General features: G+C 50.4%; 19 protein-coding genes, 1 pseudogene and 1 riboswitch. Of the genes and pseudogenes, 3 read left to right on the top strand and 17 right to left on the bottom strand.

The genetic code is table 11. From position 1 onward, the window contains the following. Window positions 1-51: 51 nt before the first annotated feature. The 3 genes from B0W44_RS10000 to B0W44_RS18145 form a co-directional block, all read right to left on the bottom strand. On the bottom strand, window positions 52-873 hold the full coding sequence (locus tag B0W44_RS10000; protein ID WP_077719913.1) for a M55 family metallopeptidase: 822 nt from the start codon (window positions 871-873) through the stop codon (window positions 52-54). Window positions 874-900: 27 nt separating this feature from the next. Beyond that, window positions 901-1,881, bottom strand: coding sequence for a 2-hydroxyacid dehydrogenase (locus B0W44_RS09995; protein WP_077719912.1), 981 nt, complete (start codon window positions 1,879-1,881; stop codon window positions 901-903). Between the two features lie 104 nt (window positions 1,882-1,985). Next, window positions 1,986-2,153, bottom strand: a complete 168-nt coding sequence (locus B0W44_RS18145; RefSeq protein WP_169835518.1) for a hypothetical protein — start codon at window positions 2,151-2,153, stop codon at window positions 1,986-1,988. A 219-nt stretch (window positions 2,154-2,372) separates the two neighbouring features. Between B0W44_RS18145 and B0W44_RS09990 the strand changes: the two genes are divergently transcribed. Continuing rightward, window positions 2,373-2,663: a hypothetical protein gene (locus B0W44_RS09990; protein WP_077719911.1), complete on the top strand. Its 291-nt coding sequence runs from the start codon at window positions 2,373-2,375 to the stop codon at window positions 2,661-2,663. A 70-nt stretch (window positions 2,664-2,733) separates the two neighbouring features. Here the strand turns inward: B0W44_RS09990 and tenA are convergent, their stop codons facing one another. Continuing rightward, window positions 2,734-3,414: a thiaminase II gene (tenA, locus tag B0W44_RS09985; protein WP_077719910.1), complete on the bottom strand. Its 681-nt coding sequence runs from the start codon at window positions 3,412-3,414 to the stop codon at window positions 2,734-2,736. Between the two features lie 73 nt (window positions 3,415-3,487). Next, window positions 3,488-3,596, bottom strand: a riboswitch (TPP riboswitch). A gap of 102 nt (window positions 3,597-3,698) precedes the next feature. On the opposite strand from tenA, the gene B0W44_RS09980 reads away from it, so the two are divergent. Then, on the top strand, window positions 3,699-4,874 hold the full coding sequence (locus tag B0W44_RS09980; RefSeq protein WP_077719909.1) for a TraB/GumN family protein: 1,176 nt from the start codon (window positions 3,699-3,701) through the stop codon (window positions 4,872-4,874). A gap of 26 nt (window positions 4,875-4,900) precedes the next feature. Continuing rightward, window positions 4,901-5,707 (top strand): glycosyltransferase family 8 protein, encoded by an 807-nt coding sequence (locus B0W44_RS09975; protein WP_077719908.1) that lies wholly within the window; start codon window positions 4,901-4,903, stop codon window positions 5,705-5,707. Between the two features lie 9 nt (window positions 5,708-5,716). Here the strand turns inward: B0W44_RS09975 and B0W44_RS09970 are convergent, their stop codons facing one another. From B0W44_RS09970 to B0W44_RS09910, 13 genes and pseudogenes are all read right to left on the bottom strand, one after another. Continuing rightward, window positions 5,717-6,850: a Gfo/Idh/MocA family protein gene (locus tag B0W44_RS09970; protein ID WP_077721334.1), complete on the bottom strand. Its 1,134-nt coding sequence runs from the start codon at window positions 6,848-6,850 to the stop codon at window positions 5,717-5,719. Window positions 6,851-6,870: 20 nt separating this feature from the next. After that, complete coding sequence (locus tag B0W44_RS09965; RefSeq protein WP_077719907.1) at window positions 6,871-7,833, bottom strand: sugar phosphate isomerase/epimerase family protein; 963 nt, start codon at window positions 7,831-7,833, stop codon at window positions 6,871-6,873. Between the two features lie 46 nt (window positions 7,834-7,879). Then, window positions 7,880-8,113 (bottom strand): hypothetical protein, encoded by a 234-nt coding sequence (locus B0W44_RS09960; protein ID WP_077719906.1) that lies wholly within the window; start codon window positions 8,111-8,113, stop codon window positions 7,880-7,882. Further along, complete coding sequence (locus tag B0W44_RS09955; protein WP_077719905.1) at window positions 8,110-8,949, bottom strand: substrate-binding domain-containing protein; 840 nt, start codon at window positions 8,947-8,949, stop codon at window positions 8,110-8,112. The genes B0W44_RS09960 and B0W44_RS09955 overlap by 4 nt, the downstream gene beginning before the upstream one ends. 33 nt (window positions 8,950-8,982) lie before the next feature. Then, window positions 8,983-9,984 carry an ABC transporter permease gene (locus B0W44_RS09950; RefSeq protein ID WP_077719904.1) on the bottom strand — a complete coding sequence of 334 codons (1,002 nt, stop codon included), beginning with the start codon at window positions 9,982-9,984 and terminating at the stop codon, window positions 8,983-8,985. 14 nt (window positions 9,985-9,998) lie between these two features. Then, entirely contained in the window at window positions 9,999-11,474 is a 1,476-nt protein-coding gene (locus tag B0W44_RS09945) for a sugar ABC transporter ATP-binding protein (protein ID WP_228440951.1), read from the bottom strand. A gap of 183 nt (window positions 11,475-11,657) precedes the next feature. Then, a complete protein-coding gene (locus B0W44_RS09940; protein ID WP_077719903.1) occupies window positions 11,658-13,004 on the bottom strand; it encodes an alkaline phosphatase family protein in 1,347 nt (448 codons plus the stop codon). A gap of 22 nt (window positions 13,005-13,026) precedes the next feature. Next, the gene (eboC, locus tag B0W44_RS09935) at window positions 13,027-13,911 is read right to left on the bottom strand and encodes a UbiA-like protein EboC (protein WP_077719902.1); all 885 of its coding nucleotides are present in this window, start codon (window positions 13,909-13,911) and stop codon (window positions 13,027-13,029) included. Continuing rightward, window positions 13,908-14,738, bottom strand: a complete 831-nt coding sequence (locus B0W44_RS09930; RefSeq protein WP_077719901.1) for a sugar phosphate isomerase/epimerase family protein — start codon at window positions 14,736-14,738, stop codon at window positions 13,908-13,910. The genes eboC and B0W44_RS09930 overlap by 4 nt, the downstream gene beginning before the upstream one ends. A gap of 28 nt (window positions 14,739-14,766) precedes the next feature. Continuing rightward, the gene (locus B0W44_RS09925; RefSeq protein WP_228440948.1) at window positions 14,767-15,549 is read right to left on the bottom strand and encodes a TatD family hydrolase; all 783 of its coding nucleotides are present in this window, start codon (window positions 15,547-15,549) and stop codon (window positions 14,767-14,769) included. Beyond that, complete coding sequence (locus B0W44_RS09920) at window positions 15,536-16,408, bottom strand: sugar phosphate isomerase/epimerase family protein (RefSeq protein WP_077719900.1); 873 nt, start codon at window positions 16,406-16,408, stop codon at window positions 15,536-15,538. The genes B0W44_RS09925 and B0W44_RS09920 overlap by 14 nt, the downstream gene beginning before the upstream one ends. A gap of 186 nt (window positions 16,409-16,594) precedes the next feature. Next, window positions 16,595-20,959 carry a ThuA domain-containing protein gene (locus B0W44_RS09915; RefSeq protein ID WP_169835517.1) on the bottom strand — a complete coding sequence of 1,455 codons (4,365 nt, stop codon included), beginning with the start codon at window positions 20,957-20,959 and terminating at the stop codon, window positions 16,595-16,597. Window positions 20,960-21,527: 568 nt separating this feature from the next. Continuing rightward, window positions 21,528-22,810: pseudogene (locus tag B0W44_RS09910) on the bottom strand (IS110 family RNA-guided transposase). Window positions 22,811-22,881: the final 71 nt, after the last annotated feature.

The raw sequence follows: 22,881 nt of genomic DNA, 5'->3' as shown, positions 1-22,881 counted from the left end.
TTTTTCACCTCCCACGACGCCCCAAAGGCCGTTGGAGGTCTTTTCGTTCCACTAACTGAACGCGGCTTTCATCGCTAACTCCGTCATCACGATCATCGCCTGGTAAGCTTCCAACATGTCGTTCGCCTGGTATGTAACGGTGCTGCCTGCCTCGATGTGCGTTCCCGGCAGAAGATTGGCCCATTCCGCCTGTCCGTAATTGGCAAACTCGATCTTGAGGACCGGGTTGTCCGGCGGTACGAGTGGTTTGACCCGATCCCTGTTTGCCAAAGCCTGGGCCGTTTTTTCCCGCAGCAGCTTTCCGCTTTTTTGCGGGGTCAGGCAGCATGCCGCCGTCCGGGAAATGCACTCCTTCACAACAGCGGTCGTAATCCCGGGAATGAGCGTTTCCGCTTCTTTGGCGATCTCGTCGTCACCCGCCACCATAATGACTGGAACGCCGTAATAGCCTGCCAAATAAGCGTTTAAGCCGAATTCTCCGACGGCGACACCGTCGACGAACACGTGGCGAACGCCGAAAATCATCGTGTGGCTCAAGATGCCCCTCATCGCCGCCCTGGCGTGGTAACCGGCGAATATGGCGGCGTCAAAGCTGTCGTCAAGCCCCTGCATCATCGAAAACGGCTTCACATCGCCGGAAATGAGTTTCGCTTCCGGATGAAGTTTCTCAATCAACACGTTGTTCATTTTAGAATGGCTGTCGTTGACGATCACTTCGCCGCACCCTACGTTGAACGCCGCCTCGACGATGTGATTCGCCTCATCGGTCATCAACTGCTGGCCGCGGGTGTAGTGGCGTTGGCTTGAATCGACAAAGGTCTGATCGACAAGGCCCGTGATCCCTTCCATGTCCACCGACACAAATAGTTTCATCGTCTGTCAACCTCCTATTTAAAACAGCTATTGGTGCAGCCCCGCTTGATTGACGACGTTCTCGCACGGTCTGCCCGTTAACACAGCCAATACATTTTGGGCCGCCATCATCCCCATGTTCGTCCGGGTTTTCACTGAAGCACTTCCGATGTGCGGCAACAGAACGACGTTGGACAGATCTTTCAACCCAGGTTCCAGCTGGGGTTCGCGTTCGTACACGTCCAGCCCGGCACCGGCAATGACGCCGTGTTCCAAGGCGTGGACCAGGGCTTTTTCGTCCACGATCGGTCCGCGGGCGGTGTTAATCAAGTAGGCCGTTTCCTTCATCAGCTTCAACTCCCTTTCGCCGATGAAGTGGTGCGTCCCTTCCGTGTACGGCACATGGATGGAGATGTAATCGGCTCGCTGTAACAACTCTTCTTTGGTGACGTATTCGGCGTTCAGGCTCCGTTCTTGCTCCAGAGGTAACCGCGTCCGGCTGTAGTAGAGGACGTCCATCTCAAACCCCCTCGCCCGCCGCGCTACCGCTTGTCCGATGCGTCCCATGCCGACAATGCCCAACGTGGCCCCGTGTACATCGCTGCCGAGAAAGAGCTGCGGTGCCCAATTCTCCCATTGCCCGGACCGCGTGTACACGTCGCCTTCCACAACGCGGCGGGCAACGGTCATCAAGAGCGCCCACGCCAGGTCAGCCGTCGTCTCTGTCAACACCCCCGGGGTGTTCGTCACGGCAATGTTGTGTTCTGTCGCCGCTTCCACATCGATATTGTTGAATCCGACTGCGTAGTTGCTGATCACCTTCAAGTCCGGCGCCGCTTCGATGACCTCCCTGTCAATCGTGTCCGTGACGAGTGAAATCAGTCCTGCCTTTCCCTGCACACCTTCGATGATTTCCTGTTTTTTTAACACCCGGTCTTCTGCATTGTACGAGAGCTCTGTATGCTCTTTTAAAAATGCCATCACGGGTGACGGAAGTTCCCGGGTTAGAAACACCTTCGGTTTTCCCATCAAGATCACCTCCAGCGGTGGTAATAGGAAGGCGTACGGTCACTATTCGCCTTACACGGCCAAAATCCTGCAAAAAAAGAGGAATACCCGAAGGCATGCCGCTTCTACTCGTCGGGAACGACGGCAGAGACTGCGAAATGTCCCCATTCGTCATCGCACGTGTCAAAACGCCGTTCCTCTTCCGGATCGACGCACGGATACCCCTTTCTCTGGTCGATTAAGAAGAATAACAGAGATAAAAACAAAAGGCACAACAACGCAATTTTTAACACGAACTCCCCCCTCTTTCTCCCTTACCTGTTATGTCTTCTACACCTTTGTCAATAATCCTCTAATTTTCCTAAAAAAAATGCGACGAATGTCCTATGTCGTCGAAATCATTCGTCCCACTTCCATCTTTACGTTTTGACTTTTCGTTTATGACAAGTTTCCCTTGTTGTTCTTTTGCATAGGCTATCATGGGCAAAAGAACACCGAGGGAGGGTTGACACGTGAGCTCATCGGTATCCGACAACCAGCAGCCGGAATATTCCAGTGAACCGTACCGCGATGAAGGAATTCACGTTCAGCAGTATCCAGGTCATGGCGCTGTTCAAGGCTATGAACAACCGTGGTACAACACTCAGCAGCAGCCGTATGCCGAAACGAATCTGTTCCCGTTCGGATTTGGATTAGGGATTCCACTGTTTCCACCGTACCCGCCGTTCTTCGGACCGTTTGTCGGACCCTTTTTCGGTCCGTTCGGCGGACCCTTTGGCGGACCGTTCAGGGGACCTTTCTAACCTTATACATCTCCCCTGAACGAATCAGAGCGTCCTCCTCAGAGGACGCTCTACTCATTGGTAGCCAAATTCATTGAGAAATGGTTTCATTGGACGGCCACGCTTCCTGCGTATAGGCCATCTCCCAGAATGCAAGTTCGTATTCGCTGGCCATGACAAATTGCTCTTTCATACTGCGCCGTTCCTTCTCACTCGCGTCTTTGGCAATGCGGTCCAAAAGGTCGATTTGTTCCTGGACCGACGTTTGGAACCAGTCGCTGGCATACGTTTTGATCCAATTTTGATAGACGGGCTCCTTCGGTGTTGCATCGCGGTACTTGCGTCCAATCTCTCCGTACAACCAATAACACGGCAGCAGAGCGGCAACCGTATCCCCCAGCCGGCCAGACAGTGCGGCCCGGTACAAATGGGATGTGTAAGCGTAAGCCGTCGGTGCCGGCCGAAACTGGGCGAGGTCGTCATCCGTAATGTTCAGTACTTCGGCGTGTTCCCGATGCACGGTCAACTCCGCCTCTGCCGTCAGTTTCGCTTTTCCCGCCAACAGTGACGTCACCCGGAAGTCGTCCGCTTGCGCAGCCCCCATCGCGTGAACTTTCCCGAAGTGTTTCAAGTAGTAAATATCCTGCAAAACGTAAAACCTGAACGTCTCCAACGGCAAGTCTCCGCGCACAATCCCTAACACAAACGGGTGGTTCAAACTTTTCTCCCAACTTGTCTTGGCTGCGTCGCGCAGCGTCTCAGAAAACCGCATAAAAAAATCCTCCTCGCTCTCGTGTCCGGCTTGTGAGGAGGAAAGTTTTGAAAGACGCACGTTTGTCCCAAATGAAACAACGTCTCCACTTCCCTCCGCTGGTACGAGCCAGATCAGGTTCCAAGGGTCTTAAAGCTTGTGCTTTAATCTCAGCCTCATACAAGGCGCCCCTAGCGGAAATGAATGTTGTATGACGATTTCATCATATCACGTTCCTTGAGGATGTCAATCTTATGAATTGTTGTATAATGAAGGAAGACTGACGAGAAAAAAGGAAGGACACTATGGCTGAAACAAACGAAACCATCACGCGAATACAGTTACAGGGCAAGGAATACATCCTGATCGGAACGGCCCACGTGTCGAAACACAGTGCCGAACAAGTGAAAGACGTCATTGAGGCCGAAAGGCCCGATTCGGTCTGCATTGAATTGGACAAACAGCGGTATGAGTCGTTAGTGAAAGGGAATAAGTGGAAAGAAACGGACATTTTCAAGGTGATTAAGGAAAAGAAAGCATCGCTGATGCTCGTCAATTTGGCCATTTCTTCTTTTCAAAAACGAATCGCCAAGCAGTTCGGCATTCAGGCCGGCCAGGAGATGGTACAGGGGATCGAATCGGCAAAAACGACCGGGGCCAACCTCGTCCTCGCGGACCGAAACATACAAATTACGTTTGCCCGCATTTGGCACAGCATCGGATTTTGGGGAAAGGTAAAACTTCTTTCGCAAATGATCGCCAGCATTTTTAATACGGAGAGCATCTCGGAAGAAGAACTAGAAAAGATGAAGTCGCAAGATGCGATTAACGCCATTCTCCACGAATTCACCGCCACGTTCCCCAAGTTGAAAGTGCCGCTCATTGATGAAAGAGACCAGTACTTGGCTCAAAAAATAAAAGAGGCCCCTGGGGAAAAAGTCGTCGCGGTCGTGGGAGCCGCCCACGTTCCCGGCATTAAGCGGGAGATCCACAAGGAACACGATTTAGCCCACCTGAGCCAAATCCCGCCTAAACCAACATGGCCCAAAATCGTCGCCTGGTCCATTCCCCTTCTCATTCTTGCTGCAATCGCCTACACGTTTTTCACGAATCCGGAGGCGGGATATCAGCAAACGGTGAGTTGGGTGTTGTGGAACGGATCTCTCTCGGCCATTGGATCGGCCCTGGCGTTAGGACACCCCCTTGCCATTTTGACGGCGTTTGTCGCTGCTCCCATCACGTCGTTAAACCCCCTGTTGGCAGCGGGGTGGTTTGCCGGCATTGCGCAAGCTTTCGTGCAGCGACCGAGTGTAGCCGACTTCGAGAAACTTTCCGAAGATGTGTTTAGTGTGAAAGGTTTTTGGCACAATAAGGTGACGCGTATTCTGTTAGTGGTCGTACTGGCCAATTTGGGAAGTTCACTGGGGACGTTTGTCGGCGGAGCGGACGTCGTCCGTTTATTCATCGACAACTTATCATGAGTACTGTACTGGAGAGTTGAGGATGTATGAATATTCTGGTGACAATCAATGCGAACTACCTCAAGGCCCTCAAAGTGATGCTGAAGTCCATGTTTATCAACAACCCAGGTGTACCCTTTCACATCTACCTCATGCACTCTCGCTTAAAAGGGGAGGACGTCTCCGACATTGACCATTTTGTCGCTGAACACGGCCAAACGCTTATCGAAGTCGAAGTACAGGATGACTACTTTGACAGGGCTCCCGTCTTAAAGCATTACACAAAGGAAATGTACTACCGGCTCTTGGCCTTCAAATTTTTACCTGAGAATCTGGACAAGATCTTGTACCTAGACCCTGACATTCTCGTCATCAACGAAATTCAATCCCTGTACGATACGGACCTTTCCGGCTTTCTTTACGCCGCTGCCTATCACGACCGAGTCTCCATAACGGAAATTAACAAACTGAGGTTACGGCCTTACGAAATCGAGGCTTACTACAATTCGGGCGTGTTGCTCATGAACCTTCCGCTGCAGCGAGAGAAAATAAACGAACAAGACATCTACAACTTTGTCGAAGAAAACAAAAAAAGGCTGATTTTGCCCGATCAAGACATCATTAACGCCCTTTACTCCAAATCGATCAAGGAAATAGACGAAATTCGGTTCAACTACGACGCCAGATTTTACCGCTACTACAAGATGATGAGTAACGGCAACATTGACATGGACTACGTCATTCGCCACACGTCCATCATCCACTTTTGCGGCAAGCGAAAGCCGTGGCACAAACATTATACAGGGAGGTTCCACTCCCTGTATAAACATTACGAAAAACTGGCGTTGCCTTGAATGGTCACGTTATAGGTCTTCAATCGCCACCCATGAACCGGTTTCAATGGATTGGTCCACCGCTTCCAAAACACGCTGGCACTCGACCCCGTCCGAAAAGTCGGGAACAAACGGTTTGTCTTCCACAATACTTTGAATCAACTCGTACACCACATGGACAAACCCGTGTTCGTAGCCAATAATGTGTCCTGGCGGCCACCAGTGACCTGCATACGGATGAACATCTTCTGTCACCATAATCGTTTTGAATCCTTGCGTACGGGGTTCTTCATCAGCGAAATACACTTGCAACTCATTGAGACGCTCCAAGTTAAAGCGGATCGAACCTTTACTCCCGTTAATTTCAAACAAGTTCCCGTTCTTCCATCCCGTCGCATACCTGGTGGCTTCGAACGTTCCCAGAGCCCCGTTTTTAAACTGGGCGAGGAACGAGGTCGTATCGTCTACCGTCACATCCCCCATTTCACCGGAACCTTTCGCAGTTAATCCACTCATCTCTACAGGTTTCGGTCGCTGTTTGACAAACGTCTTGCTCTGTCCCACGACACAGTCAAAATCCCCGATAAGAAAGCGAGCTAGATCGATGCAGTGCGCATTCAGATCACCGTGTGCGCCTGAACCCGCTATTTCTCTTTGCAGGCGCCAGGCCAAAGGCGCTTTAGGATCAACGAGCCAATCCTGCAAGTAGAGAGCGCGGTAGTGATAGATTTCCCCGATCTTCCCTTCGTCAATCAGTTGCTTTGCCAACTGTACCGCCGGTAGAAAACGGTAGTTAAAGCATATTCCGTGTTTGACACCCGCTGCTTCAGCCGTCGCCAACATCTCCCTCGCGTCCGCCAGCGAAAGGGCTAACGGCTTTTCACACAGGACATGCTTCCCAGCGCGCGCAGCGGCGATCACGATATCTTTGTGCACATTGCTGGGAGCATTGACGTCAATCAAGTCAAGGTCGTCGCGTTCGACCAAACGCCGGTAGTCCGTTTCATAGCTCGCCCAGCCGTACTGCTCGGCCGCCTCTCTGACGGCCGCTTCATTCCGTCCACAGATGGCCTGCATGCGCACCTGTGCTCCCAAGTCAAAGAACAGGCCGACATCCTTGTAAGCGTGGCTGTGTGCCTTTCCCATAAACTTGTAGCCGACCATCCCGACACGGACAGACCGGGTTACGCCCACCACATCTCACCTGCTTTCTCATAGATTAAGGCATCCTTTAACAATTCCACCGCCTTGGTAAATCCTTCATTGACCGACATGAGGCTATCTTCATGTTCGATACTGATGACACCGTCGTATCCAACCTTCTTCAGTGCACTTACAATATTTTTCCACACTTCCACGCCGTGCCCATACCCGATGGTACGGAAAATCCACGAGCGCTCCAGCTCCTGCGCGTACGGCTTGACATCAAGAACACCGTTTAACGCGGTGTTTCTTTTATCTATCGACGTATCTTTCGCGTGGACGTGGTAGATAGAATCTCCAAGTGCCTTAATACACTCTTCGGGATCCATATTTTGCCAGAACAAGTGGGACGGATCAAAGTTCACCCCGATGTTGTCCCCGGCTTCCCTCCTTAAACGAAGTGCTGTTTCAGTGTTGTACACGACAAATCCCGGGTGGGCTTCGATGGCGACGCGAACCCCGTGTTCCCGCAAAAACTCAGATTGCTTTTGCCAATAGGGGATCACCTTTTCCGACCACTGCCATTCCAACACCTTCAGAAAATCAGGAGGCCACGGACACGTGACCCATGCGGGGTACTTCGAGTGTTCCGATTCTCCTGGACAGCCGGAAAAGGTCACAACGGTATCAACACCTAGGGCACTCGCTAACTTGACCGTTTCTTCAAACTGCCGGTGATGCAGAGTTGCAATCTCTTCATCAGGATGTAACGGGTTTCCGTGACAACTTAACGCACTAATTTCTAATCCGCGTTCCTCTACAGCCGATTTTAAACGGGAAATAGACGCTTCATCACTTAACAATTGTCGGGGGTTGCAGTGAGCGTTGCCAGGGTATCCGCCAGCCCCGATCTCCACGGCTTCGAGACCGGCTTCCTTTACCTTGTCTAGCGCACCTTCCAGTGAAAGTTCCCCAAACAGAACAGCAAATACTCCGAGCTTCATCTTGAATCTCTCCTTTCATTTGTCTATAGCAATTGAACTCTCTCACCTAGTAAATTGCATCAGGATCGTAATAGTCTTCTACATTTTCAGGCGTCACAGGTGTCGCCTCCAACATCACTCGATGGGGAATGCTCTCTCCCCAAAAACCGTCTAGGCTATCGCCGTTAAGCAGTTTAACTGCTAGATTGACACCGAGAGCCCCCATCGTTGGTGGATATCTTAACGAAACGACGATCTCAGGGTTTTGGTTCTCCTTCATCATCTGGTAAATTTCCTTCATTCCCCTGAACTGACGATGAACATCTCATCTTGCCTCTGCGCGTCTCGAATCGCTTGCACGATGCCGATGGTCATGTCATCGTCCTGTGAGTAAATAGCGTCAATTTCTGGATTGGCCTGCAAAATGTTTTCCGTCGCTTTGAGGGCCGCTTCCCGGGTAAAGTCTCCTGGTTGGCTGGCTACAATTTCGATATCTGGATAGTTTTCTAGATAATCGCGGAATCCTTGACTCCGCAAATCAGTCACACTGGAAGGAACTCCTGTAATTTCGACGACTCTTCCCCTCGGTTCTCCGTTTTTCTCTGTCAGCCCTTCGACTAAGTATTTCCCATTTCCAAACCCGATCCCGTAATTATCTCCTCCCACGTATGTGCGGTAGCTTTCCGTATTCACCTCACGATCCACGACAACCAACGGGATGCCCTGTTCAGCGACAGTGTCGGCTACAGGTGTCAGTGCAGCCGTTTCAATCGGGAGCATGACAATAGCATCGACACCTTTTGTCATTAAATCTTCGATATCAGACGTCTGTTTGTTCGGATCGTTAGCCGTATGCAAAATGTATTCAACGTTGTCATGTTTTTTGGCTTCCTCTTCAGCGTTCGCGATCAGCGCCCCCATCCAACCGTGATCAGCCGCAGGTAGCGAAATCCCTATCGTAAAGGGGCCGTCACCGGCGGATGACCCGTCTGTATCCCCTTCACTTTCTCCATCACTGTTTTCACTGTTCATCTCCCCGCTTTCCGCACCTGGAGGCTCGTCGACACTGCAAGCCGCCATCCCCAAAATTAGTGCTAGTGCCATGACGACCGTTACCCAAAAACCCCGGTTCACCATTTTTTCTCCCCCTGCATTCTGCCGTTTTGTCGTCTAACCCCTCTTCTGCAGCAACACCGCAGCTAAAATGATCGCTCCCTTGACCACCCCCTGTATGTAAGGTGAAATGTTGAGCAAGTTCATCACATTGCTTAATACACCTAGTATGAGAACTCCGAACAATGTTCCGATCACACGCCCACGTCCACCAGCTAAGCTGGCACCCCCGATAATGACTGCGGCAATGGCATCCAACTCATACATCATTCCAGAACTGGACGTGGAAACGGAATTGAGCCGCGATGTCTCTATAACGGCACCAACAGCAGCTGTTAAACCACAAATCATGTACGCCAGTATCGTCACCCGGTACACCGGGACGGCAGACAATCTTGCGGCTTGTACATTCCCGCCAACGGCGTATACGTGTCGTCCGAAAGTCGTTCTCTCTAAAAGCATGTAAGCAATGAGCACAATGATCACGAAAATAATAACGGGAACAGGAATTTGCCATAGATACCCATTGCCGATTGCTGCGTACTGCATGTTCGTACCAGAGATGGACCCGGCATCGGCATAGTATAGAGCCAAGGAGCGTGAAATCGTCATCATCGCCAGCGTGACAATAAAGGCTGCAATTTTGCCGTAAGTGATCATCAATCCGTTGACCATTCCGATGAGCGCGCCGGCTAACAAACCAAGTCCGATCGCCGTAAATACGGGCATACCGTAATCCGCCTGCGAAGCCATGATGACAGTACCTGTCAAAGCCAATACTGAGCCGACAGACAAATCAATTCCGCCGAGCAGAATGACAAACGTCATGCCGACGGCCAACACTCCGATAATCGATATTTGGCGTAGAACATTCGTCACGTTTGCAATAGATAGAAAGCTGTCACTTAAAATCGAGGCAAACACGACAAGAACGATAAAGGCAAACACGACGCTATACTGATCCCACAAATATTTAAACCAAACGCGACTTCGCGGCGGCTTGTACGGCTCAGGCTGTACCTTTGTTTGAGTATCAGTCTCTGTTGGTATGCTCGACATGGTTCCACCCCTTTCTAAAGACCGGTAGCCATGGCCATAATCGCCTGCTCCGTCGCTTCTCGAGCGTCCAGTTCTCCTTGTACCTGACCTTTGTGCATCACGACAATGCGGTTGCACAACCCCAGCAATTCGGGCAATTCAGAAGAAATGATGACGACTCCCTTCCCATCCGCTGCAAGGCGGGCAATCAATTGGTAGATCTCTCCTTTCGCCCCGACATCAATCCCCCTGGTCGGTTCGTCCAAAAAAAACAGTTCGGTTTCCGCCAACAGCCACTTGGCTAATACGACTTTTTGCTGATTTCCACCGCTCAAGTTTTTGACCGGTTGATTCAGGTGGTTTAGTTTGATCTTGAGTTCTTCCACTTTCTTTTTCACAAGTGCGCGTTCTCTTCTCCGATTGACGAAAGACATCCGGCTGACGTTGTTTAAACTCGGAAGGATCACATTTTGCCCGACACTCAAGTCCATGAACAAACCCGTTTTTTTCCGGTCCTCGGTCGAAAAGCCAATGCCGTGTTGGATGGCGTTGGCGGGACTGCGGATGTGAACCTCCTCTCCTTGCACATACACCTTGCCTGCGTCTGGACGAATATCCCCGAAAATCGCCCGGACTAACTCTGTCCTCCCTGCTCCGATCAGCCCGGCAAAGCCGACAATTTCTCCTCTCCTTAAACGAAAGCTCACATTGTGAAAATAGGGCGCTTTGCTTAATTTTTCGACACGGAGAACTTCATTCCCAATACGATCCGGTTTTTCCGGGTACAGATTCTGAAGCTCCCGTCCAACCATTAGATTGGCGATGTCACGCTCCGTTACTTCATCAGTGTCACAGGTAGTCACAAGCTGACCGTCACGCAACACGGTCATGCGGTCGCAAACCCGTTTGATTTCAGACAAACGGTGCGAAATGTAGACGATCCCGACGCCTTGTTTTTTTAATTTTTCTATAAGTTGAAACAACTTGGACGCCTCGTATTCCGTCAGGACGGCCGTCGGTTCGTCCATAATAAGGATGTCAGCGTGAATTGAGAGCGCTTTGGCGATTTCAACGATTTGCTGTTCTCCGATGCTCAAGCTGTGGACATAAGCCTTAGGATTTAAATCTAAGCCAAGTTGGCCTAGTAATTGGACTGTCCCTTTGACCATGTGGTCGTAACTCAGCCACCCCTTTTTGTTCGGTTCTCTGCCTAAAAATATATTTTCTGCAACAGTCATATAGGGGACTAAGTTCAACTCTTGGTGAATGACGGAAATACCGAGCCGTTGTGAAACAGTCGGTGAATCAATGTACACTTTTTGACCGCGAAGAAGCACTTCTCCCTCTTCCGGCTCGTAGATTCCTGCCAGTATTTTCATCAACGTTGACTTTCCCGCGCCGTTCTCTCCAACGAGCGCATGTACTTCCCCTTCGCGCAAACGAAAATGGACATTATGTAAGACCGTGATCCCGTGAAATGACTTTGAGATCGCTTTCATCTCCAAAAGCACATTCCTTCCTCCCGCTACCACATTTATTTCTGTTAATTTGGTATTTAAACAAAGACTCTATTTCTACATTCACAATGATGCATTGATATACTTTTTGTTTATTTTATGCCCTTTTAATGAAATCATGAGCGTTTATTTTTCTGACACGCTAGGGATGGAAAGGCAATGACAGGCATATTCCACTCACTTGTAGGCTCCTTTCGGTTGTTTTGCCAGTTCCAACAACAGATCGTGGACTTCCGTGGCTTTGAGCTCTTCTGGAAGGTCGAGATCTTTGCCCGATACCACTAGAGACACCATATCCTCTTCTCCGCGCGGCGGTAGACCGTGGGAACCCCCAATCCGCTCAGGTTCGAGCGGTATGTTCCGCGTTTTCGGATCAACGAAAAGTTCAACGGGATCATAACCCGGTTTGCGGTGAATATCCACGGTGTAAGCAAACTCCGGCGCATATTTGTCATCCCACCACCAGTAATACACAAACCAGCTGTCCGGTTCAGCAATGGCAATTAAATCTCCTGCCCGTTCATGGTCAATCTGGTGTGCCCGTTTTTCCGCTTCCCCCCAAACTTCTGCTATACCAGGTGTGTCCCTTAGCAGCTGTTGAACAGCTGCGACGTCAGCGGTGTCGTTCACATAGATGTGCGCCAGTTGATGATCAGCCATGGCAAAGGCCCGGCACATCTCCAAATCCAAGAAATCCATCCCTTTTACTCTCTTAACGGCTATATAACCTTTCTCATTCAGCAACCGGTTAATGTACACGGGCCTTTGGACATTTTTAAATGCGTACTCCGACAAAAGGACAAGTCTCGTATCGTCCTTGAGCCCGCGCCGTTCCAATTCCTGTACGAATCGTCCGATTAACGTGTCAATGTCTTTTACGGACTGTCGTGCCCTCGTGCTGTCCGGCCCGAACCGCTGTGCATCGTAATCCATGTTCGGCAAGTAGACGAGGGATAAGCGCGGCCGGTATTCATCCAGTACATCCAGGGCCGCCTGAGCAATCCACTCGCTCGACTTAAGGGAAGCAAGGGGACCCCAAAACGCACCAAGGTCAAATTCGCCATACTTTTCTCGCAATCGTCCGTACAGATCACGGGGTTTGGAATCACACCACAAAATCATGTGATTTTCCAGATGTATCGGGGCAGGGGTCACGACGTAATCAGCAGTGGACAGCTTGCTGAATTGCCAAAACAAAATCGCCGTTGTCGCCTCGGGATCCTCTTTTTTCAGTTTTTCCCACAGTTTCTCCCCTTGAATCGGGACCATCGTCTGGTTCCACATTGTGATGTCCTTGTACGCTTGATCCGGTATCCCATTACACACAATGCCGTGCTCGCCCGGCGGTTTTCCGGTAATGTAGGTCGCCTGCATCGATCCGGTGACGGCAGGAAACACAGGTTTTACCTTTGCGTGACTTCCGTCTTTCAAGATGTTTTGTATATTGGGGGTGAGCTCAGTATCGTGTAACATTGCCGGAGTTAAACTGATGATGTCCAATACGACAACATGTTTTTTACTCATGCTCTCAACTCCTTTACAGATCTCATGTCACGGCAAACACGCGAGCGAAAAAAATGCCGAGCAACAACAACACCATAGTCGACCCGAAAGCAGCCCACCCGCCAAACGGCGTGGCGACCGCCGCATCCAAAAGAGGCAGTCCGATAACACACCGCTCGACCGCTTTCCGAATCCATTCGGCAGTTGGCATACGCAGTGCAGGTCCGACTGCCGAAAAGGTCCAAGCTAAAAATAGAACGACCGCTAACAGACTGGACACCGCGTGTGAGGAAAGATGAAACAAGGAGGCGCTTCCCAAAGCACATACACAGAGCGTAAATGCCATCAATCGCACGCGGCTAAGGTGAGTCCCTGCTCCTGTTTCTCCCTGTGACATGGCCGTGACTGAAAAAATGTACAAAAAGCCAAAGCCAGACAACCACCAGTATGGGGCGACTTGTTCCGCCACTAGACTGACACCTAACAGCAGATTAAGACCGCGGCAAATTCCCATTGTGAGCGGACCGGCTATGATCGAGTGCTTCGTATAACGGTCATAAAGTAACGCACACCCGACAATCATCACGGCAATGATCAGACTGACGTCGTTCACTAAAGCAGCCAGTCCCACCCCCGTTAGCCCGAGTGCCGCTCCTAACGAAAGGGCAGAGGAGCGGCTGATCCTTCCGGAAGGCAAAGGTCGCTCTGGGCGCTCCTTACAATCAAGTTCAAAGTCAAAATAATCGTTCATCACAATGCCCATCGCATACAGAGCAGCACTGGATAAAAGAAGGGCTGCAAGCTCTAACGAAAATGGGGAACTCGACGACAGTCCCACAGCCACCCACGCACCGGCTACAATATCTGCCATCGCCGAAAACAGATTCGGAAACCGGATCAACTCCAGATAGGAACGGATACGGGTCATAGCGCATCCATGATCTTCTTGACGTACTGATACGCTTCGCTGGCAGCCTTCATCGCCCGGTTCTCGTAAGGGTACAACTCAACAGTAATGAAACCATCGTACCCTGTCCGTTGAATCGTTTGCAAAACACGCGGAATATTAATAGCTCCCGTTCCTGGAATTAAATGTTGATGCACTCTGTCAGCAGCAATATCCTCTAAATGGTAGTGTTTCGTGTAAGGAAGCAGCTTCTCCACTAGCTCGACCGGGTCTTCACCTACACAGAAAAAATGGCCAACGTCAAAATTCAGTGCAACTGCCTCGGATGGAACGGCTTTTTTAAAAGCAATAAATTGATCGGAATTTTCGATGAGCAAATGCGGTTCCGGTTCGACTAGAATTGTCACACCCACTTTTTCAGCGTGGTCCGCCAATTCCTCCATCGCCGATATAAACAGGTGGTTGGCCCAGTCCACATCCACGCCGTCGATCGGACCGCCTGGTTCTGTCGAGAGAGTCTGAATTCCCAGTTGGACGGCCAAATCAATGCACTGATGGGTGTGGTCGATGCGCAGGCGTCGCTCCTTCTCGTCCGCCTCGATAAAAGACGGCCGCCAGTTGTCCCTTATGCCGTACAACATGAACGCGTTTAAGTTAGAAATCGACATACCGTGTTTTTTCAGCCGCTCGCGTATAGCGTTAATTCTCTCTTCTGTTACGTCCGGAGGAAAAGCGTGGGGGATGTCAGCCAGTATTTCTATACCCTCATACCCGATATCCGCCAAGCGGTCAATCGCCTCCAAGAGGTCGTACTTCTTAAACCCGTTGCTGCTGAAGGCGAGTTTCATAAAGAAACCGCCTCCAAGTCTTCCAACTTCAGTTTGCCAGACTGCTTGTAAAATTGAATTGGGTTGTCCCACACCAATTTTTGAATCTCCTCATCGGAATACCCCTTAACCTCATGTCACGGCGCGCTTTCGCTACACTTAAGGGATCTGCCGGGCCCCAGTCCGCCGCCGAATTGATTAACATGCGGTCAGTGCCATACCTCTCTAAAATTTCTAATGCTCCTCCGACAGATATTTTGCCTGGGTACAGCGTCATGCCGATCCAACCACCGTACTCTACCGCTACGTCAATCGTGTCGTCGTTGTTATGGTCGAGCAAAACTTGTTGCGGATCTAAATCCATCTCCTTTAAAATTTCGATGGTCCGGATGGTGCCCTCCCGTTTATTCACGTGAGGGGTGTGTATCATCACTGGCATGCTCAGGTTTTTTGCCAGCTGAAGCTGTCTTCGCATGACTTCCTCTTCTGCATCCGTAATCTTGTCAAATCCGACTTCTCCGATGGCGACGCAGTGGTCGTGTTTCAAATACTCGGGCAATCCGTCGATCACTTGGTGGGCGATTTCCAAATTGTTGGCTTCTTTCGGATTCATGGCCAGACAACAGTAATGATCGATGCCGTACTTTTTGGCCCGTTCTGGCTCAAACGTCAATACGTGGTGAAAGTAATCAAAATGGGTTTCTGGATAACGCCGTTCGCTCCCTAGCCAAAATGCCGGCTCTACTATGACGCGCAGCCCTGCTGCGCTCATAGCTTCATAGTCGTCTACTGTCCTGGAATAGACGTGAATATGGGGGTCAAAATACTTCATTCACAATCTCTCCTTCTGTAGATTTAACCAGCGGTCGTAAAAAACTGATTGATCTTTCTGCAGCATTCACAGGTTCGTTTACATAGGTGTACAACTCGACCGTGATATAGCGATCGTAGCCGATATGTCTCAATTTCCCTATAATACTGTGAAAATCCATCGTGCCTTCCCCCGGAATGAGGTGATAGTGTTTCTGTCTGTCAATGTCTTCCAAATGCACATTCCAAATGCGGGGGCCCAATTTTTTCAATAGAATGTCTAAATCTTCGCCGATGACCTGGACATGTCCCACATCTAAATTGACTCCGAGTCTTGGAGACGCTACGACTTGCATCAATTCAAACAGTTCTTGGCCGTTCTCGATCAAAAGCCCCGGTTCATACTCAATCCCGATATTCACCTCGCGCTGTTCTGCATAGTCTACCAGTTCTTCTAATGATTCGCGCAAAAACTTCAATGCTTGCCGCGGCGGGTTCCCGGGAAGACACATTCCGCTCGTAATGCTGATGTTCGACGCTCCTAGAACGTTGGCCAGATCGATACAGCCTTTCGTGTAGTTAATTCGTTGACGCCTCACGTCCTGCGCGGCATTGCAAAGGGACGGTTCAAATGTCGGTTCCCCTGTCCGGTCGCGAAAGAATCCGGCTGCCGTGTTGCCGTTAATATTGGACACCTTTATGTCGTATCGCTCTAGCTGCCATTTCACATCAAGTACCCACGGCGCATCGTCCCTCGGTGGAAACGCGTGTGGGACATCGGCCAATATTTCAACCCCTTCGTAGCCGAGCCGGCCTACTGCCGCTACCGCTTCAGGCAATGTCATGTTCGTAAATGCATTCGTGCTAAAAGCGAGTTTCATCTGTCTCCCCCTTCTCTGAAATGAAATATCGGGGTCTACAGCTCTTATACCACTCTGTACTTCTTCTTGCTGTTTTTATTTTGTCTTGACGTTCTTATTAAAGCCAAACCGAGTACGGCTGGCGCCTGGATGTGAAAATCCCCCTGTGGCGGCGAGTTGTCACCGGCCACAGGGGCCCTGAAGCGACTACAGCCACTTATTGACGACGTAATCGGCATAGGCGTTTAATGTGCGGGACGCCTTTTCCGATATGAGCTCATTCTCTCGTTGGTAGTCGAGTAAAAGCTTAAAGTTTTGCATGTGTTTGACGACTTTTTCGGCATCGCCTCTGTCTTCATAGCGGGCCACTAACGTCAAGTGAACGTTCAGCTTGCGAGACGCTCCTTCGTCAGTGAAGGCTCCGTCTTCCTCAAACTGTTCCACAACCTTCTTCATATTTTCCGCAGTCGGGGGCAACTTGAAGATCACAACGCGGATGGAATCACTTGCTTCGACATTTCCTGCTGCATCAGTAGAGCGGAACCATATATCCGTCTCGCCTTCGTCGCTAATCAGCAGGGGTTCACTGTACGTTTCCCACGTCTCTCCATCAAAGCTGAACTCAGTTCTTGCGACGTCTGAATCTTCGTCCCCCGCGTCAAGGGTCAGCGTCACATCTGACGTATACCAGCCTTCTTCCCCTTTTTCACCGTCGAGGGAAGCGACCGTCACCGGCGCTGCCGTATCTTGAATGTCCAGTTCGTCGATGGCCCACCAATGCTCATCGGACGATCCTGTTTGGACAATTTTCACGTAACGAGCGACCACTTCATCAAATGTTTCCTCAATGACGACGTCCTCGTTTTGTTCTTTTTCAGCTACCGTCATCCATGCTTCCCCGTCCGTCGAGATCTGGATCTCATAGCCGCGGGGGTAGTTATCTTTGTGTGCCAGTGAATCAAACGTCACTGTGTCAATCGTTTTTTCCTCACCCATGTCGACCATGAACCACTGTCCGGGCGTCTGATGCCCGCCGGAGTCCCAACGAGTGTTAGGGTCACGGTCTACAACGTGCTGTTCATCGGAGGGATTGTCCTCGTCGTTCTCATCGCCGCGGTTTGAGGAAAACGTCCACTTCTCCGCGTTAACCGGTGGGGTGAAGATGTGTGCTTCGTGAATCGAAGCCCACCAGTGATTGTCTGGGTCGTCTTTCGTGTTGACAATCTTCACGTAACGGGCTTTAACCGGGTCGAACGTCTCATCGACGACCACATCCTCGTTCGACTCTTGAGCGACGACAGTCGTCCAGTTCTCCCCGTCTGTCGACACTTGAATGTCGTAGCCGCGGAACCAGTCTTGATGGTCTTCTGCGTTTTGATTCGATCCAAAGTCTATGTGCACCCGGTTGATGAGACGCGGACTGCCAAAGTCGATTTGATACCACATCCCCTCTTTCATCGGCGTCCCTGTCGTCCAGCGCGTGTCGAGATTACCGTCAACCGCGTTCTCGGGTACGTCCGATGAGTCGGAGTGGCTGGCAGACACATCCCAAGAGCTTCTGTCCAACGCCCCGATCAAACTTACAGGCGACGGCTCAGGGGACGGGACTTCCGGGTAGTCTCCTTCTGGAGGTGGATCGTCTCCTGGGAGTTGGAACTGAAACCAGTTCATGTTTTGCCCATCTGAGTTAAACACAATGTAAAGATCGTGTATCCCTTCCGGGACATATTCTAGTTCTGTACCGACGGTCGTCCAATTCTGCCATCCGCCGGTTGCAGGGTGCGTCACTGTGGCAATCGTTTCACCGTCAGGTGAATCTAAACGCACATCGAAATGAACACCTGCCGACTCGCTCGCCACCCGGAAGTACATCTGTTCAACATCTTCCAAACGGATGTGCTCATACTTGAGCCAGTCTCCTGCTTCCACATACCCGACGTTCTGGCCTCCGCCGTAATCGGAAGTCTCTTCTGTCTGAATGCCGAACATGTCATCGTAGTTTTCAGCCTGCATCCGTTTCTGATTGAAGACAATGACATCTTCCCCGGTCAGTGACGGAGCTCCGTCTCCCCCGCTGTCTTTTACCACCAGTTTCATTTGCCACCAAATGTTGTCACGGTAAGGGTCGTGTCCCGGCTCGTAGAGTGTAAAAGTGGCCTCACAACCCCGCTGGTAATTTTGCGGGTGTCCGTGGTCGTCGTGCAACAGGTCGAGCTGCCACTCCAAATCTTCACAAGCGATTTCACCGTCTTCTGCATCAGTGGCATATCCCGTAAATGTAAACGTATCGCCCATATCAAAGAATGTGGCGTCTGGCGGAGATGTAATTTCGACCTCAGGAGGCGTGTTTCCGACGACGATCGTCCTGTTCCAAGTAGCACTCCTGCCAGTGGAGTCCGTGACCACGAGAGTCACTCTGTATTCTCCGTTTTCCGTGTACGTATGGGTCGGATTGGCTTCTGTACTGGTGTTCCCGTCACCAAAATCCCAAGAGAACGAGATGTCGTCGCCATCTGGATCGTACGTTCCCTCAGTCGTGAATGATACTTCCAAGGGGGCGTAACCGGAAGTGACACTAGCTTTCGCTTGAATGACCGGGCTTCGCTCCAAAACGTCCCACGAGAATCTAAAAATTCCGGCGTACTCGTTTTCTTCCCACCAGCTGTTCCCGAACTGGGCCACGTACAAATTACCGTCCGGACCGACTTTAATGTCCATCGGCAGTTCCAGACCTTCGATAAAGTCCTCCACTTCCAGGAAGTTGCCCTCTTCATCAACTGTGACTAACTTCACCCAACCGCGGACAAAATCGTACGCCAACAATTTGCCGTCCATGAAATCTGGGAATCCACCTTCCCCTTCATGATAGTAGACAGGACCAGCAAAAGCAGATCGACCGCCAGATCCCCAAGGTTCTTTGTGTGTGTAAGGATAGAAAGCAGACGGCTTTTTCGTTTTAGCGAACGCTTCTTCGATGTCCTCAGCACTCATATCCGGGAACCGATCAGCATAATTGCTGTACGGTTTATCCCCGATACCGAGGGGCCAACCAAAATTTTGTCCCGGTTCCGTCACCGCATTAAATTCGTCGTAATCGTCTGTCGGGTGATCGGGACCGACGTCACCTTCGTAAATGACACCAGTCTTCTCGTCGATAGAAATGCGGAACGGGTTGCGGAAACCGTACGCGTAAATTTCAGGCAGAGCGTCGTCCCTTCCCACGAACGGATTGTCGTCGGGGATGGTTCCGTCCTTATTGAAGCGAAGAATACTGCCCCGTGGATCCATCAGATTTTGTGACGTTTCCATTGACAACGGTTGCGGTCCATTTGTCGGCTGATGATTGTCTCCTGACGTCAAATACAGTTTCCCATCCGGTCCGAACAAAAGGTGTCCTGCCTGGTGACAACAAGTCGCATCTGACTGCAGTGTGTACAGGACCTTTTCAGACGACCTGTCGACAGAGCCGTCTTCATACGTAAACCGCGACAGTTTGTTGACGAAAGTCTCAGGTTCGGTGTAATATAAATATATGTGCCCATTTTCTTCAAAATCTGGGTCTAAGGCGATACCCATTAAGCCGTGTTCTCCTTCAGTGGTTGTTTCGAGAGACAGGAGCTGCTGGGTGTCGCCGTCTTGTGATACCTCGTAAAGATAGCCTTCGATACTGATGACGAAGAGTGTTCCATCGTTAGCAATGTCCAGAGCCATTGGGCGGGGAATGGAGTCGGTAATCTTCTCTTTAATCAAGCCCGGTTTCTTGGAAGGCTCGCCACACTTATGGTCGGGCACGCCACCCCAAGCGTATTGCAATCCTCCTAAGAGGTGCTGTTGAAACGCTTCCAAATACCACGTTTCGGAATAATGACCCAAGGCGGTGTAAAACATTCTCCCCTCCCCATGCGGGCTACACCACGCAGTCGGATGATCTTCAAATCTACTTCCGTCGACACTCTCCATATCGAGACTCATCAAAATATGTTTGCCTTTATGCCTTGGATTTTCCTGAAAGACGTATACCTCTTCCAATTGGGTATAGCTGGGGGCCAGGTGAGCGGTCGCCGGAAATTCATCGTCTTCTATCGTGAACGTCACCTCTTCGGTCCACGGGTGTTCCTTGAAGTACGCCCCTGTCATTTCGCCGTACTCCGGCCAGTCGTACCCGGTATCCGTCGCACTGTGAACGCCCACGAATCCTTTTCCAGATGTGACAAAGTCGATCACTGCCTGCCGCTGTTCATCATTGCCGAAATTTCCTGTCGTATTGACGAACATTAAAACGTCGTATTGCATCAAGTTGTCAGAATTTAAATCGCTTACATCTTCTGAAATGTCAACGTGAAACCCGTATTCTTCCGCTAATTGGGGCATGACCTCCTTGGCGGCATCAATCGATTCATGGCGATACCCGGCGGTGTGTGTGAACATGAAGACCCTTTTTTCGTCCTCATCTGACGTCACTTGAGGCAAATCATCCGCTGAGGCTGCTGATGCCGCTAGAGGATTTACGATCATGGTGAGCGGCACCATCACCGTGTACAGAACAACTGAAACCATCAGTAGGTATGTCATAGATCGCCTCAACATGCAAGCGTCTCCTTTCGAATATTATTTTTTCATGACGACGATATTGCGGACAATTTAGAACCATAACCGCCCCCTTTCAACTGCGTAAAGATTTAGTGCCGTTATCTTTTAGTACCACCTCCCTCTTGAAATAAATTTAGTACCACCTCCCTCTTGAAATAAATAATTTTCTTTAACATGCTCGTTCATTCTCAAATTTTCATAGGAACTTATTTCGAAGCTTTTTCATGGCTTTTACCAGAAAGTCCTCTTTTCGGAATATTCCGATAGAGTGAAGAGTAATGCCCTAAAACTCCTGTAATGGAATTTTCAAAATTATTTATGATCGCGCATCTCTTCTCCACTCAGCTCATGGTCGCTTACCCTCCCATGGCTCACGGGATTTTCTCCTCACATTCCTTCGTCCGGCATATCCATGAGGTGGAGGCCGACTTTGCTCCTTTACGGGGTCTGGGCCCTGATGGTGAAAATATGGTTCGGCTCTGCGCTTCGATTGTGTTCCCACCGTCCTTGAGTGTCAAACGAAAGGTTGCCTACTCCCTAACTTTTTCTTTTAAGCTGCTTCCTGTATGGAAAACTGAGGCATGTCTCGCAGCATTTTCTCGCCGTCAAACCGGTATCGTTTCTTGGCCATTGCAAAAAACACGCGGATGAGTTTACAACTCAGGGCAATGAGCGATTCTTGTTTCTTAAGCGGGTGTTCTTGCCGCGTTGTATAGTATTCGTGCAAGGCTTTAAAGGCCGCATTATGCACAACGAGCGGACGAACCACGAGATATAAGGCTTTGCGCAGTCGCCTGCGTCCACGCTTGGTGATGTGGGTCTGACCTTTGCATTTCCCCGATTGGTGTACGGTTAAGCTCAGCCCGGCAAGGCGTTGAATCTGGCGTGGATGTTCATAGTGGGCGATGTCTCCAACCTCGCCGAAAAAGGTGGCCACGGTCAAAACGTTAACGCCCTTCATGGCGATCATCTCTTCAGTTCCTGGAATCACTTTGACCAGCTGCTCCATCTCTTCATCGATGCTTGCGATGCTTTCTTGAAGATGCTCGTATTGTTTGAGCAAACTTTGCAGGGCACGTTTGGCCATCCGCGTTCCGACGGTTAATCCGATGGAACGCTCAGCTGCTTGCCGCAGTGTATGGGCCCGTTTGATTCCGATGCCTCGCTGGGCGACCTGTTTCCACTCCCTCACCAGGTCTTCTGCCGATATGGCAGTGACCTCTGCCGGCAATGGGAAATGGCTCAGGGTGTACCAAGCGGCTTTGCCATCCCAATCTTTAAACACTCTCCGGAATTCCGGAAAATAACGATCGAGCCAGTTGTCAATCCGACCGGTGATGATCTGCAAATCTTTCGACAGCTGATCGCGAATTTTAAGGCCTTCCCGCAGTTCGGCATATACACCCTCTTGCAGGTTCGGTACGGCGTATCGGCCGTCTGTGATCAATTGGGCGATGACGTGGGCGTCTTTTGTATCTGTTTTAGATGGCGAATTGTCATCGAGCTCCTTCGCTTTTTTCACATGCATCGGATTGACGACGACAAACGGGATTTCTTTCGCCTTGGCGAAATAGGCGAGATTGAACCAATAGTGTCCGGTCGGTTCACAACCGAGGATCACATGTGTTTTTTCATATGCCTGTTGCTTCTCGGACACCCAAGCTAATAATCGCTCAAAGCCCGTTATGTTGTTTTCAAAAACCAATCGCTTACCAAACTCATACCCTCGGTCATCGACTGCTCGGGCGACGTGCTTTTCTTTCGCAATGTCATCCCTACAACTAATGTCTCCGGTGTGATTTGCTTCAATTTCTTATTCCGGTTATAATTCACTTCGAATCCTCCTTGGGTTTTGAATTTAGGAGTCGATGTCATCGACATCCCGTACTATACCAAGGAGGCTC

Source organism: Novibacillus thermophilus (assembly GCF_002005165.1).
Classification (GTDB): Bacteria; Bacillota; Bacilli; order Thermoactinomycetales; family Novibacillaceae; genus Novibacillus; species Novibacillus thermophilus.
Note: the sequence above shows the minus strand (reverse complement) of the source record. Positions and strands in the feature narration are given on the sequence as shown.